Annotated in this window: 10 protein-coding genes; 2 read left to right on the top strand and 8 right to left on the bottom strand. The window is 59.9% G+C overall.

Annotated features, from left to right (window positions below):
* Positions 1-21: 21 nt before the first annotated feature.
* From D7M11_RS13150 to D7M11_RS13115, 8 genes are all read right to left on the bottom strand, one after another.
* Positions 22-879 carry a carbohydrate ABC transporter permease gene (locus D7M11_RS13150; protein ID WP_240041092.1) on the bottom strand — a complete coding sequence of 286 codons (858 nt, stop codon included), beginning with the start codon at positions 877-879 and terminating at the stop codon, positions 22-24.
* Between the two features lie 14 nt (positions 880-893).
* Positions 894-1,763, bottom strand: coding sequence for a carbohydrate ABC transporter permease (locus tag D7M11_RS13145; RefSeq protein ID WP_120747683.1), 870 nt, complete (start codon positions 1,761-1,763; stop codon positions 894-896).
* Positions 1,764-1,971: 208 nt separating this feature from the next.
* Positions 1,972-5,634 (bottom strand): cobaltochelatase subunit CobN, encoded by a 3,663-nt coding sequence (locus D7M11_RS13140; RefSeq protein WP_120747682.1) that lies wholly within the window; start codon positions 5,632-5,634, stop codon positions 1,972-1,974.
* Positions 5,635-5,656: 22 nt separating this feature from the next.
* A complete protein-coding gene (locus D7M11_RS13135; RefSeq protein WP_120747681.1) occupies positions 5,657-7,618 on the bottom strand; it encodes a VWA domain-containing protein in 1,962 nt (653 codons plus the stop codon).
* Entirely contained in the window at positions 7,608-8,540 is a 933-nt protein-coding gene (locus D7M11_RS13130; protein WP_120747680.1) for a magnesium chelatase ATPase subunit I, read from the bottom strand. The genes D7M11_RS13135 and D7M11_RS13130 overlap by 11 nt, the downstream gene beginning before the upstream one ends.
* A gap of 2 nt (positions 8,541-8,542) precedes the next feature.
* Positions 8,543-9,442, bottom strand: a complete 900-nt coding sequence (locus D7M11_RS13125; RefSeq protein WP_205127051.1) for an ABC transporter ATP-binding protein — start codon at positions 9,440-9,442, stop codon at positions 8,543-8,545.
* The gene (locus D7M11_RS13120; protein WP_120747679.1) at positions 9,439-10,443 is read right to left on the bottom strand and encodes a FecCD family ABC transporter permease; all 1,005 of its coding nucleotides are present in this window, start codon (positions 10,441-10,443) and stop codon (positions 9,439-9,441) included. The genes D7M11_RS13125 and D7M11_RS13120 overlap by 4 nt, the downstream gene beginning before the upstream one ends.
* Complete coding sequence (locus D7M11_RS13115) at positions 10,433-11,437, bottom strand: ABC transporter substrate-binding protein (RefSeq protein WP_120747678.1); 1,005 nt, start codon at positions 11,435-11,437, stop codon at positions 10,433-10,435. The genes D7M11_RS13120 and D7M11_RS13115 overlap by 11 nt, the downstream gene beginning before the upstream one ends.
* A 259-nt stretch (positions 11,438-11,696) precedes the next feature.
* On the opposite strand from D7M11_RS13115, the gene D7M11_RS13110 reads away from it, so the two are divergent.
* Positions 11,697-12,647, top strand: coding sequence for a permease (locus D7M11_RS13110; RefSeq protein ID WP_420818227.1), 951 nt, complete (start codon positions 11,697-11,699; stop codon positions 12,645-12,647).
* Positions 12,648-12,674: 27 nt separating this feature from the next.
* Positions 12,675-13,679 (top strand): TIGR03943 family putative permease subunit, encoded by a 1,005-nt coding sequence (locus D7M11_RS13105; protein ID WP_120747677.1) that lies wholly within the window; start codon positions 12,675-12,677, stop codon positions 13,677-13,679.
* Positions 13,680-13,736: the final 57 nt, after the last annotated feature.

Below are 13,736 nucleotides of genomic sequence, written 5' to 3'. Positions count from 1 at the left end.
TATCGTTCGATTGCGATGAGGCTACCCTTTCACGCCCGACAGTTGGATGCCCTCGATAAAGTGCCTCTCGGCGCTCAGAAACAGCAGCACCATCGGCAGCATATACAGCACCGATGCGGCGAACGTAACGCCGAACGCTTCCTTCTGGACCTGCGACAGAAAAACCGACATCGGCTGCAGCTCCGCATCCTGCAAAAAAATGAGCGGCTGCTCGACCATATTCCAGTAGTCGGCGAACAAAAGCACGACAAGGGCGGCCAGCCCCGGTTTTACCATCGGCAGCGCGATCGATACGAACAAGCGTATGTAGCCGGCGCCGTCGATCGTGGCGGCTTCCATATAGGCAGCGGGAATTTGGCTCATGAACTGACGGAGCAGGAAGACGCCGAAGGTGGCGAAGATTCCGGGCAACACGATCGAGCTGTGGCTGTTCAGCAGCCCAAGGCGGTCCGCCATCAAGTAATTCGGCACGAGAGTGACCTGGAAAGGCATCAGCATCGTAATCAAATACATGAAAAACAGCGTCCCCCTGCCGGGAAAACGGAGCTTCGCAAAGGCGAAGGCAGCTAAACACGAGACCAGCAGTTGACCGATTATAATCGGCACAACAAGAAAGACCGAGTTCCAGAACATGTGCAGAAACTGCGGCGAAGCGATCAATACTTGAACATACTGCTTAAACGAAACCCAGTCCGGTATCCACTTCAGGTTAACGAACTCGCTTGTGTTCGTTTTACCGAGCGAAGCGTAATTGCCTCCTATCTCAGTAGCGGTCATAAACGAATTGACCACTGTAGACAAAACCGGAAGCAGCATCAGGACGGCCACGGAAGCGAGCAGCAGCGTACGTGCGAGCGGCGCTATGCGATGTCGGATCAAAAACGTTTCACCCCCTATTCCATAAAAGACCGGAACGACTTCTCGATCCGGAGCAAAACGGCTACGAGCGCGACGATGCATACCGCCATAACGACGGCCGCCGCGGACAGCTTCTGGATGTCGAGCGACAAGAACATGTTGTTCATGTAATGCTGGAGCATGTAAATGCGGTCATGCGGGTAGTCGCCAGCCACCAAATACGTTTCGCGGAACACCTTGAACGAGTTCAAGACCGACATCAGCACCACGAGAAAGGTCGTCGGCGTCAAGTAAACGAGCGTAATGCCGAACAGCTTGCGGACCGGGCCCGCTCCTTCCAAATCGGCCGTTTCGTAGTAACTTTCCGGGATGTTCTGGAGTCCGGCCAGAAACAGCACAACGTTGTAGCCGATGTTTTTCCATACATACATCAGCAAAATGACAAGCCCCGCCCAATCGGACTTCAGCCAATCGATCCGATTCAGACCGAAATGAACGAGCCAGCGGTTCAGCTCCCCGTTCCAGTCGAACAAAATTTGCCAGACGAGCACGATGGAAGCTACGGGGACGACCAGCGGCAGCACGTACGCCGTTCTCAGCCAGTTGCGGACGAATACCCGCTGGTTGAGAAGCAGTGCCAGTACTAGCGATAGCGCAACGATGACCGGGACGCCGACGGCCGTAAAATGAAACGTATTCGCCGCCGCCTTCTGGAACGAAGAACTGAGCAGCAGCGCCTTGTAGTTCGCCAGCGTCAAGCCCCCGCCTCCGAGCCGGTCCTGAAAGGAAACCAGCACACTTTGGCCGAACGGGATCAAATAAAAGACGGCGAATCCGGCCAAGCTCGGAGCGATAAACAGGAAGGCGGCTAGTAACTCCTTCCGCGGCGTTCGGTGCATGTTCATAGCTGGATGGGCCTCCAAATCTTAAGCGGTGTGACGACTGAGGCGAATGCTCATGCCGTTTACGGTTCTAAGTGTACAGGCGGGCTCCGGCAAAAGTTCGGAACAAGTGTGGAAAAAGCGTGGAACGCGGCAAGACATGAAAATCAAAAAGGAGCAGATGCCGCGGCATTCTGCTCCTCCGTCCGATATTCGGTTCGGTTGAATGGCTCTATTCGAGATGTCCTTCCGTCTCCGCATATTTGCTGCGAAGCTTCTCGAGCGTATCTTCGTCCGGCCGCCAGTAGCCGCGCTGTTCACTTTCCAGCAGCGATTCAATCATCGCGTGGTACGCCCACTTGTTGTTGAGCTCCATTTGACGGCTGCGCAGCTCGTCGGCGACGTAAACATCGTGCAGGCGGTCGAACACCCAGTCCTCCACTTTACCAGTAGTAGCGGCCAAGCCGAGAATATTGTCGAACCGTTTCGCAATATGCTGTGCGCCGTGATATGGATGGGCGAGAAGCGCATCGATCCATTTCGGATTCATTAGCCGAGTGCGGACGCCGCGTGCGATCACATGTTCGGCAAGCTCGGTTTTAACCCGTTCGCCGGCCGAATCCGTGATATGAATGTCCGCCCGGCTGCCTTTGGCCATCTCTACCGCCTTCGACAGCCCCCCGAAATATTCGAAATAATGATCGGAATCGGTCACTTCGTATTCGTGGCTGCTGCGGATTTGCGAAACGATATCGACCGCCTTCAGATGGCTGTTCAGCAGTCCGGGCTCGGCAACGCCGCGCCGGTTCAAGCTGTACAGATGCTGCTGGCTGTCCGCAAAAGCCGAGCCCAGCTCATTTTCGTCGCTCCACCGCTTCGTTTCGATTAGCCGCGTCACCGTCGTCCCGTATTCGCCCTCGGCCGGCCCGAATATTCTCGCGCTCGCCAGTTCCCGGATATCGGCATCCGAGTAGCCGCTGCCACTCAGCTCCGCCGCCGCCTGCGCCGACCGCGACTTAAACGCGTTCATCTCCTCGAGCTCCTCCAGCTCGGATACGCGCCGGAACAAGCGGTTTAAATCGTCCAGCACGCTGGGGAACATGTCGCGGAATATGCCCGTAATTTGTACGACCACGTTGAGACGCGGACGGCCCAGCTCCTCGAGCGAAACGATGTCGTAACCGGTGCGGAACGCGCCGGAGCCTGCGGGTTTCACGCCTAGATAGTGCATAATTTGTCCGATCGTTTCCCCTTGCGTACGGGACGTTTCGAGCCCCCACAAGACGACCGCGGTCGTATCGGGGTATCGTCCATGCGTGTCGTAATAGCGGCGGATCGAGTTTTCCGCCGCCTCCGCCCCCCGCTTGAAGGCGGTGGCGCTCGGGACCGACCTCGGGTCGAACTGATACAAATTGCTTCCGGCCGGAAGCACCTCCGGCGAACGAATGACGTCTCCCGCCAGCCTGGCCGGAATGTAGCTGCCACCAAGCGCCTTGAGTAAGCCTTCCATCTCCTCGCTCGCCATGCTGGCGCGATAGGCGCTCAAGCCGTATTCTAGCACGCTTAGCAAAGCTGTCTGCCACTCGGCGCTTTCCTGCAGGTACTGCTCGAGAAGCGTTTGATCCCGCGCATAAGCGCGGACGATCGCTTCCGCTTCCCGATCCAGCTCCTGAGGCGGCGCCGCTGCCTCTTCGGGAAGCGAGCCTTGCCGCTCCGCAAGGAGCGCATGAACGGAACGGATATGCCCCCTCTCGTGCCGCAGCACATAGTTCATATAAGCCGCCGCCTCATCCGGCGAGTAAGCTTCGCCGAACCGGTGAAGGCCGCCCGGAATAAGCGAACGCTTCATCCGGTACAGCTCCTCCTCGAGCTCGTCCGGACCGGTAGCGCTCCAGTCGAGCGCGCGCGCCTTGTCCAGCAGCCTTCGCTTCACATCGTCGCAGCGTTCGGGGTCCAGCCGCTCCGCTTCGCGGTATTCATGCAGCAAAACCTCCAGCTCGAGCCAATCTCCATACAGCCCGGCATCTGTAAACGGAGGAGCTTGATAACCGATCAGCACCGCATGGCTTCTCCGCTTCGCAATCACGGCTTCCGAAGGATTGCCGACGTAATACAAATACAGATGCGGCAAGTCCCCCACCATATCGTCCGGGACGCAATCGCCGGATAAGCCCGCTTCCTTGCCGCGCTGGAACTCCAGCGTGCCGTGCGTGCCGATGTGCACGAGGGCGTCGGCGTTCCACTCCTCCCGAATCCATTCGTAAAAGGCGGTGTACTGGTGATGCGGCAGCAAGGAACGATCATGAAGCGCTTCGCCGGAGCTTTCATGTATAGCGCGGGTCGGCTGCAGGCCGATAAACACGTTTTTGTTGACGATACCGGGAATAAGGAAGTCCCCGTCCGCCGTCATCAAGTCGCCCGGAGGTGCCCCCCACCGCTCCACCGCCTCCGCTCCCCAGCGTTTCCGGCCAAGCTTCCCGGCAAATTCGGGATTCGCATAGAGGATCATACGCTCCGCGGCCGACTCTCCCGACCAGCGGCCGGAATTGACCACGCCCTCTTCCACAAGGCTATGCCGAAGCTGTTGGGCCGTCATCTCTTCGACATCGTAGCCCTCTTGCTTCAGACGGCTTATAATCCGGGATATCGACTCGAACGTATCGAGAAACGCCGCCCCGAACACGCCCGCCTCGCCGGGAGGATAGTTGTACCCGATCAGCGCCAGCTTTTTGTCCCGATTCGCTTTCGCTTGCAGCTCCAGCCAGCGGCGAACCCGCCCCGCCAGTCTGTCCGCCCGCTCTGCCAGCAGCGCCAGCCGGGGCAGTCCTCCCTCGGCTCCGTCTCCCGACCCCGGTTCCCGGCGCAACGCCGCGACCGGATACGTTTCGATGCAGCCGTCCAGCTCGGGCAGCATCACTTGCACGAGCAGCTGCGATGGCGTCAGTCCCCGAACCGAATCCGTCCACTCCACCTCGGTGCTTCCTGACAAAAAGAACGGATGGAGCACGGGAACGCCAAGCTGCTCCAACAGCTTTTTCGCTTCGTCGCCGCCGTCTCCGACCGGCCCTGAACCAAGCCGGAACGGCAAAAAGCTGACGATCAGGTTGACCGCTCGGCCTCCCCCGATCAGCAGCTCCCGCAGCGATCGAAACGGCATGTTCATCACCGAAGGAAAAGCGACGGGCAGCACGTCGGCGTACGCCTCGATCCGCTCTGCGATCTGGCCGATGCACGCGAGCACCTCGTCCGGATTGCCGTTGCCGGGAAAAAACATCGCAACGACGGGCCGGCGGCCCACGGATGTACGACTTCCAAAGTAAGCTTCGGCCGATGTATAAACTGTCCGGTCCGCAAGGCCAATAATGCCCAGCTCCTTGAAAAGCAGCGGGTCCGCAGGCTCGGGCAAGCCGGCGAGGCGGCCGTATTCCCTGCCGCAGAAGGCGAGCAGTGCGAGCATGTTGGCCGTACCGCCGCCGCGCCAGTAATCGGTTATACGGACGAAGTGGGCGAAATGCTCGTTTTGTCCACTAACGAACGTATGTTCTTTTCTCGATTCAAAGCCGTCAGGCAGCCGGTCCGCCGTCAGTCCGCCCAGCCGAAGCAGTGAACGAATGTCCGCGGAATCGCTGCCAACCGGAACGATGTGGGCGGTTATGCCCGATACGAGCCGTTTAACGGTATCGATCGCCGGCTTCCGCGCCCCGTGCGCGTCGATCAGCAGCATATCGGCATCGCGAATGGCTTGCTTCAGAAGGGGTTCCGGTATGGGCTGCCTCTGCTCAAGAATTATGATGCTAAGCTCAAGATCGGTGCACCCTCTCTCCCCGAGCTGCCCGTACGCCTCGGCCAGATGAGCCCGGGCGGTTTCGCTGCTTGTCAGCACCGTAATTTTCATTGTATTCCCTCCGAATCCGGCGTTATTTTGTAGTGGAATGTATCAGACCGCGTACAGCCTGCTCGATCCTTCCGGCCTCCAGTTCATCGAGCAGGCAATAGGCCGCTCCCAGCTCGGACGCCAGCCGCTTCGCATACCCCAGCTTCACATACCCGCTTTCGGTATCGATCACTAGCGCCTGTATACCCATTTCCGCAATACGGCCGGCGATGTCGCGGCTCTCCTCCAGCGGATCACGCTCCGGATTGCATCTTACATTGGCCCTGCCGTCCGTAAGGAGAATCAGGGCCGGCACGTGTCCGGTATTTTGGCCCTTCATGGCCGCCAGCGTCTCGGCTCCCTTGAGCAGACCGGCGGCAAGCGGCGTTTTTCCTCCGGTGGGCAACGTCCGCAGCTTGCGCTGAGCCGTTTCGACGCTCCGGGTCATGTCCAGCAGCAGCTCGGCCCGATCGCCGCGAAACGCAATCAAGCCGACCCGGTCCCGCTGGCGGTAAGCGTCGCGAAGCAGCGCCAGAACCGCCCCCTTCACGGCGCTCATCCGTCTCGCCGCATGCATGGACGCGCTGGCGTCGACCACGAATAAAAGTGCGGTTCCGGCGCGGTTCTCGCGCACTTTCTCGCGCAGATCGCCGGGCTCGATCAGCACGCGGCACGGATGCTCCCCATTCAGCCTCGCTCGCCGGGAGGGCTGGAACATCGCAGCGGCCCGCAGCGTCGCGTCGAACGCCAGGTCCCGCACTCGTCCACGCGGCAGCGCAGCTCGCATGTAGCGGCCCGCACCAGGACCGGCGCCGATCTTATTGCGTTTGCCGTCCCGGTTGCCCCCGTCGGCGAACCGGTACGTAAACGAGATCGGGGGCGTGGCGATTTCCCGGCCTATCGTTTCTATCATCTCTACCGCACCGCTTGCATTCGTATTGCCCGCAGCCGCGTCAGCGGGTTGGCCGTCCGTTCCCGGGGAATCTCCGCTCCGGCTGCCGCCCGACGGACCGCCACTGCCGCCGGGGCGGCCGGGGCTTTTTCGCGATGCCGGTTCGGGAGTAGGCCGCTCGCGGTCGCGTTGCGTTTCCCCGTTTCCTTCCGGCTTCTCGCCGTCCCGCCGGTTCGGCGAGCGGGCGCTGCCGTTAACCGCCAGCAGGTGCGGCAGCGCATACCCCGCCGCCTCCTGTACGTGACGGTCGACCACCTCGGCATCCCCCTCCCAGGCGGCGATCGCCCGGGCCGTCTCCGCAAGCACAATTTCGGCCCGATTGCCAGCCGCGTTCGCTTCCCCGATTAGTTCGGCCATTAGCCGCAGCGCGCCGCTTCCGATAGCTACGTCCGCAAGACGTTTTGCCGCCGCACCGATCTTGTTGCGCAGCTCCGACGTTTCGGCTGCATACCCGTCCGTGAAGCGGAGCGGATCTCGCTCGAAATCAAGCTGGTGCCGGATGATCTCCATTTTTTGCTCGGGACTAACAATCCGCTCAAGCGTGACGCATATCCCCCAGTAATCGAGCCGGGGGCGGCTCCGCTCCGTGCCGTCCGTCCCCCATGCGCCGATGAGCCGGAAGCGGGTCGGCGCATATTCGGACAACCCTTCGCGTTCGATCCGGATCACACCGTCTCCCGACGTTTGCAAAATAGCCTGAAGCAAGCGCTCCGGCATGAGCTGGGCATCGTCGACGGCAAGCCATCGGCCGTCCGCTTCGGCAAGCAGTCCAGGCGCAAGCCGCTTCCGGCCTTCCCGCGCGGCAGCCGCAGCGTCCAGCCCGCCAAACAGGCGGTCTTCCGTTACATGCGCCGGGACGGCAAGCATTTGGCACCGCGGCAGCAGCGCCCCGATTCCCCGCAGCAGCGTCGATTTGCCCGCACCTCGCTCCCCGCAGAGCAGCACGCTGCCGATTCGTCCGTTCACGGCATGGAGCAGCAGCGCCTTCTGCGCCCGGGGCTGCCCGACTACGGCGCAGAACGGATAAAACACCGCCGCCGGTTCATGAGACATGATGCTCCTCCATAACCGAGCCTTCCAGCAAGCTTCTCAGCGTATCCATTCCGCTGCCGTGCTCCTCGAACGGCTGCTTCCGCATCCGGTGCGGCATGACGAGTAACGCCGCTTCCCTGACATCCCCCTCGGAGGCGTCATCTCTGCCGGATAACGCCGCAAGCGCCATCGCGCATCGGATCATCGTAATGTCGGCGCGGTGACCGTCCACTTCGAGCCGAATGCCGATGCGCACCGCCCACTCCAGCAATCGGTCCGAAGGACTCATGCCGTGCAGCAATTGTCTGGCGCGCCCGATACGGCTGCGCAGCTCGGCTTGCTCCGGCTCGTAGCGGGCGCAGAAGCCGTCCGGGTCGGCCTCGAACGCGAGGCGTCTGCGCACTACCTCCATCCGGCTCTCCACGTCCTTCTCTCCGCTCACATCGACGGATAACGCGAAACGATCCAGCAGTTGCGGTCTCAGTTCCCCCTCCTCGGGGTTCATCGTACCGACCAATACGAACCGGGACGGATGGGAATACGATACGCCTTCGCGCTCGACCGTATTGACCCCCATCGCAGCGGCATCCAGCAGCGCGTCGATGATCACGTCACCGAGCAGATTGATTTCGTCGACATACAAAATATGGCCGTGCGCGGCCGCCAGCAAGCCCGGCTCGAACCGCTTCTCCCCTTGCCTGATGGCATGCTGAATATCGATCGAGCCGACGACGCGGTCCTCCGTCGCATGGACGGGCAAATTGACCACGTTCATTCCCGGCAGCAGGTCGGCCAGGGCGCGAACAGCCGTCGACTTCGCCGTTCCTTTCTCCCCGCGTATCAAAACACCGCCCATTAGCGGGTCGACAAGATTCAGAAGCAAACCTTTCTTCATCGTTTCCTGGCCTATAAGCGCCGTGAACGGATACAAACCATGAGTCATGACTAACCAATCTTCCCTTCCTCGTAAATAATAGCTTTCGCAGCACCCGCCCCGACTTCGGCTTTGGCATCAGTTCCGTCTGCCGACGGCGCCATAAGCGGCTGCGGGCGCATCCTCCCGTCGGCGAGGCCCGTTATCCGGCTCGTCGGCCTGCCGGTTTCCCGGTCGCGCTGAATGATCGCTTTGACGCCGAACACATCCGCGAACATGCGGGCCGTAATCGTTTGCTCCGGCGTGCCGTTGCTGTAGAAGCGCCCTTCCTTCAAAACGGCGATCTCGTCGGAATAGGCAGCCGCATGATTGATGTCGTGCAGCACCATTACGATCGTTACGCCATAATTTCGGTTAATGTCTGCGATCATCTCCATAATCTCGAGCTGGTGGCAAACATCCAGATAGGTCGTCGGCTCGTCGAGCAGCAAAATGCGGGGTCGCTGGGCCAGCGCCATCGCGATCCATACCCTTTGCCGCTCGCCGCCGGATAAAGCGGACAGCTTGCGGTCCGCCAGCACATCCGTCCCGGTTAACGTCAGCGCCCATTCGACGATGTCCCTGTCCTCGGCGCGCATCCGGCTCCACGCCGGCTTATGCGGGAACCGCCCGTATCCGACCAGCGTCCGTACGGTTACGTCCGGCGGTTTGTCCTGACTTTGCCGGAGAACGGCCAACCGGACGGCCAGCTGCCTCGGCGTGAAGCGGCTCAGAGCTGTGCCGTCCAGCTCTACGCAGCCGCCGCTCGGCTTAAGCTGACGCGCTATCGCTTGGAGCAGCGTGCTTTTGCCGCAGCCGTTCGGACCGATGATGGAATAGATGCGCCCCGCATCCAGCCGCCATGCAAGTCCGTCAAGCACGGTACGAGCGCTGTACTCCACCGACAAATCCATAACCGTTAGGTCCGTCAATCGGCATCCCTCCTTAACAGGTACAGAAAAAACGGCGCGCCAAGCACGCCCATCAGGACGCCGACCGGCAGCTCGATCGGGGCGAACGCAAGCCGGGCGATCGTATCGCATGTCGTCACGACCGCCGCGCCGAGAAGAGCGGAGGCCGGCAGCAGCACCCGGTAGTCGCCGCCGATTAACAGCCGGGCCGAGTGCGGCACGATGAGGCCGACGAAGCCGAGCAGGCCGACTACGCTGACGGCGCTTGCCGCAAGCAGGGCGGCAGCCGCCGTCATGAGCAGCCGGGTTGCCTCCAGCCGCATGCCGAGTCCCTTCGCATTCGCATCGCCGAGCCCCATAATGTTCATATGGGCGGAACCGGCCAGCGTTATCGCCACGCCGATCGCCGAGTAAGGCAGCATCACGTTCAGCTGCGGCCAGCTTTTGGCGGCAAGACCGCCGACGAGAAAGACGAGCGCGCCGCCGACGCGGTCGCTGTAAAACGTCAGCAGCGCCGAAATGCCCGAGCCGAGAAAAGCCGATACGGCTACCCCGGCGAGAATAATGCGCACCGGCTGAATGCCGCCCCTCCAGGCCAGTCCGTAGATGATCGCGGCTGCAAGCAAGGCGCCGGCGAATGCGGCCGGCGTAAGCAGCCAGGGCAGATGGGGAAACAAGATCAGCAGCGTTACGCCGGCAAGCCCCGCTCCCGAGGAAACCCCGATAATATGCGGGTCCGCCAGCGGATTGCGCATCACGCCTTGCAGCAGCGCTCCCGCCAACGCGAGATGGACGCCGACCAGAGCGGCAACGAGCGTTCTGGGCAGACGAATGTTCCATATGACTTCCTTCATCGGACCCGCGTAATCCTGAAACAAATACCGCCATATTTCGTGAAGCGGAATCGATACGGCTCCCGAAGCGAGACTGAACGCAATCGCCAGGCAGGCGGCCGCCCCCAGAAGCGCCAGGGCGATAACGCTGCCGGAGGGGGATAAGGAACGTTCCGCATTACTTCGCATCGAACTGATCCGGGTACACGTATTTGGCCAAGTGGAGCACCGATTCGTTCAGACGGAAGCCCGGATTCGACAGAAGCAGGTCCGAAGGCAGAATCGTCATCCGTTTTTCCTTCACGGCTCGCAGCGACGCCCAGGCCGGCTGGGCGGCCAGATCGGACTGAATTTTTTTCTCTCCATCCCCGCGGGCGCCGTGAATGAGGATGAAGACGTAATCCGGATCGAGCTCGACGATTTTTTCCAAACTGTACGGCGCCGTCGTTTGGCTCGTTTGACTCGCTTGCAGCGACTCGGCCACATTGTTCATCCGCAGCATGCCGGCCACCTCGAGCCCTATTGTATTCGCTCTTTGAACGGACACGCTGCTTGGCGTCACATTCAGCATGATGAAGGTCGGCTGCTTATCCGGTACTTTGCCGGTGAGCGCCCGGATTTGTTCGTCCAGCTTCGCCAGCCGTTCCGCCGCTTCGCTTTCCTTGCCCGACAGTTTACCGAACAACGGTACTTTTTGCTTTAGTTCCTGATACGTGCTCAAGTTAAACAGCGCGAACGGAATATGGCTGGAGTCGAGGACGGCGGCCAACTCGCGATGAAACGAAGGCGAACCGATGACGAGATCCGGCTTCAGCGACAGCAGCTTTTCCGTGTTGACCGACGTAATGCCGCCGACGTCCGTTATGTCTTTCGCCTTCTCGGGAACGGCGGCGCCTGCGGAAGACGTCCGGGCGATCGCGCTGCCGCCGATGTCGTACAGCAAATCGAGCAGCTGCGGCGACAGCACGACGATCCGTTCCGGCCGGGACGGCAGTACGACCGTGCGGTTCGCATCATCCGTCAACGTAAAGAACGTTCCGCTTTCCTCCTGTTTCTCCGTATTCGCGTCTCCGCTCTTACCCGCCGCTTCCGGTCCGGGCGCCGAAGCGCAGCCGGATAAAACGGCGATTGTCAGCAGTAACCCTGCGGCAAGCCGTGCTGGAAATCGTAAAAGCTTTAGCATGAATGCAGCCTCCTATTATTTCGTAAATTTTACGATTAATCATAAAGGAAGTTCATTCCCCATGTCAACACCAAACGAGCATTTCACGTAATTATTACTATTTACAGTTCGTAATTGTTACGATAAAATGAGAGGCACATGTGGTCGATTCATTCTGAATTTCCTATGGAGGCTGCTTGTCTTGCAACCCTTATCCCCTTATCGTCTTGCCGTATCCTGCTTCTTCATCATGCTGGCAAGCGCTGCGATCGTTGTCGCCATGAACCCGGTCGTTTTTACCGCTCTTCCCCCGCTGCTGCTGGCGGACTTGCAATCGTTCAAGACGATGCTGATCGGTATCGTGCTGGAAGCTTTGCCGTTTATTTTGCTCGGGGTGCTGGTCTCATCGCTTATGCAGCTGTTCATTTCGGAGAAGACGATTCGGCGGCTCGTGCCCCGGAACCCGCTGCTCGGCATTTTGTTTGCATGCGCGCTCGGTATTTTGTTTCCCATATGCGAGTGCGGGCTCATTCCTGTCGTTCGCAAGCTGCTCGCCAAAGGAATGCCTCTCTACATCGCAGTCGTATTCATCGTCGTCGGGCCGGTCGTGAACCCGGTCGTATTCGCAGCGACGTATGTCGCCTTTCGCGGCAATCCGGCTATCGTGTATTCCCGCATGGGACTCGCTCTGCTCGTCGGCGTGCTGATCGGGCTGATCGTTTACCGGTTTGTCCGGATCAACCCGCTGCGGTCCGGCAAAACACCGGGAGACAGGGCTCATTCGGATGAGCACATGCATGATCATGGGCATGAACACCACCGGGAGGGCAAGCTGTTTGCTATGCTCCGGCATGCCGCCGACGAGTTTTTCGACATGGGCAAGTTTCTGCTGTTCGGCTCCGTTGTCACGGCAGCGATCCAGACGTTCATTCCGAGGCAGGACTTGCTCCAGCTCGGACAGGGCGAATACGGCTCGCATCTGTTTATGATGGGTTTCGCTTACATATTGTCGCTCTGTTCGACATCGGATGCGTTCGTAGCCGCTTCGCTGGCAACCACGTTCACCTCTGGCTCCCTGCTAACATTTCTCGTGTTCGGGCCGATGCTTGACTTCAAAAGCACCCTCATGCTGCTGGCCGTCTTCCGCGCCCGCTTCGTTGTTTTGCTGGCGATCGCCATTGCCGTCTTCGTGCTTGCGGGCTCGTTATGGTTCGAATCGTTGTTTCTGTAACCCTTTCAGCGAATAGGAGGCGAATCTATGCAAACCGAACGTTCCCTGGCCGTGCATTATGTGCTGCGCGCCGCGATCATGGGCGGATTTTGCGCCTATATCGTCTATCTCGTGCAAAATGACCGCCTAGTGTATTACATCGCGCCGAGGATGCATTTGTATGTCAAGCTGGCTGCCCTGGCGTTGTTTGCTATCGCCATTCATCAAGCGTATATGGCGTTTCGCTCCGTCTTCGATAAGCCGGAGTCGTGCGACTGCAACCACGAGCCGCCGCGATCGTTCCTAGGCAATATCGTCGTGTACGGGCTTTTCCTGGTTCCGCTTGCGCTCGGCTTTCTGCTGCCGGACCAGTTGATGGGCAGCCGCGTCGTATCTATGAAAGGGATGAACCTGACGACGGCGGAAGCCGGCAAGCCGAATGTGCCCGTCCAGACAACGGCCGGCGTTAAGGCGGATAACACTCAGGCGGCGGGCGCAAGCGAAAGCAGCCTTTCGGCCGGGGCCGGACAGGCCGCTTCGACCACTGGAAGCAGCACAAACTCCGCTTCGACGGACCGGCAAGCCAGCGCCGACGTTCCCCTGGACGAACTTTTCAAATCCGACGGCTTTAACGACGGCTACACGAAACTCGCCAAGAAGCTCTACAAGCAAGATGTCATCGCTTTGCCCGAGAAAGGCTTTATGGAAATATTGACGACGATCGACATGTTCCTGGACCCGTTCCTCGGCAAACAAATCGAGATCAGCGGTTTCGTGTATCGCGAGGAAGGAATGAAGCCGAACCAGTTCGTCGTCTCCAGGCTGGCGATGCAATGCTGCTCGGCCGACGCTTCGCCGTACGGCATATTGGTGGAATCTCCCTCAGCCGCTTCGTTTCCCGTCGATACGTGGGTCCGCATATCCGGTACGCTGGGCAAAACGAAATACGACGACTATGACTACATGCTGCTGAACGCCAAGCAGATCGAGAAAATTCAACCGCCGAAAACGCCTTACGTATACCCGGATTACGACTATCTGGATCAGGCGTAAATCGCTGGACCGATACGAAAACAAAACAAAGCAGCTGCCGGAAATACGTTCCGCACA

Origin of the sequence: Paenibacillus ginsengarvi (assembly GCF_003626695.1) — a bacterium.
GTDB classification, from domain to species: domain Bacteria; phylum Bacillota; class Bacilli; order Paenibacillales; family NBRC-103111; genus Paenibacillus_AB; species Paenibacillus_AB ginsengarvi.
The sequence above is the reverse complement of the archived record's forward strand: the minus strand, read 5'-3'. Positions and strand labels throughout refer to the sequence as shown.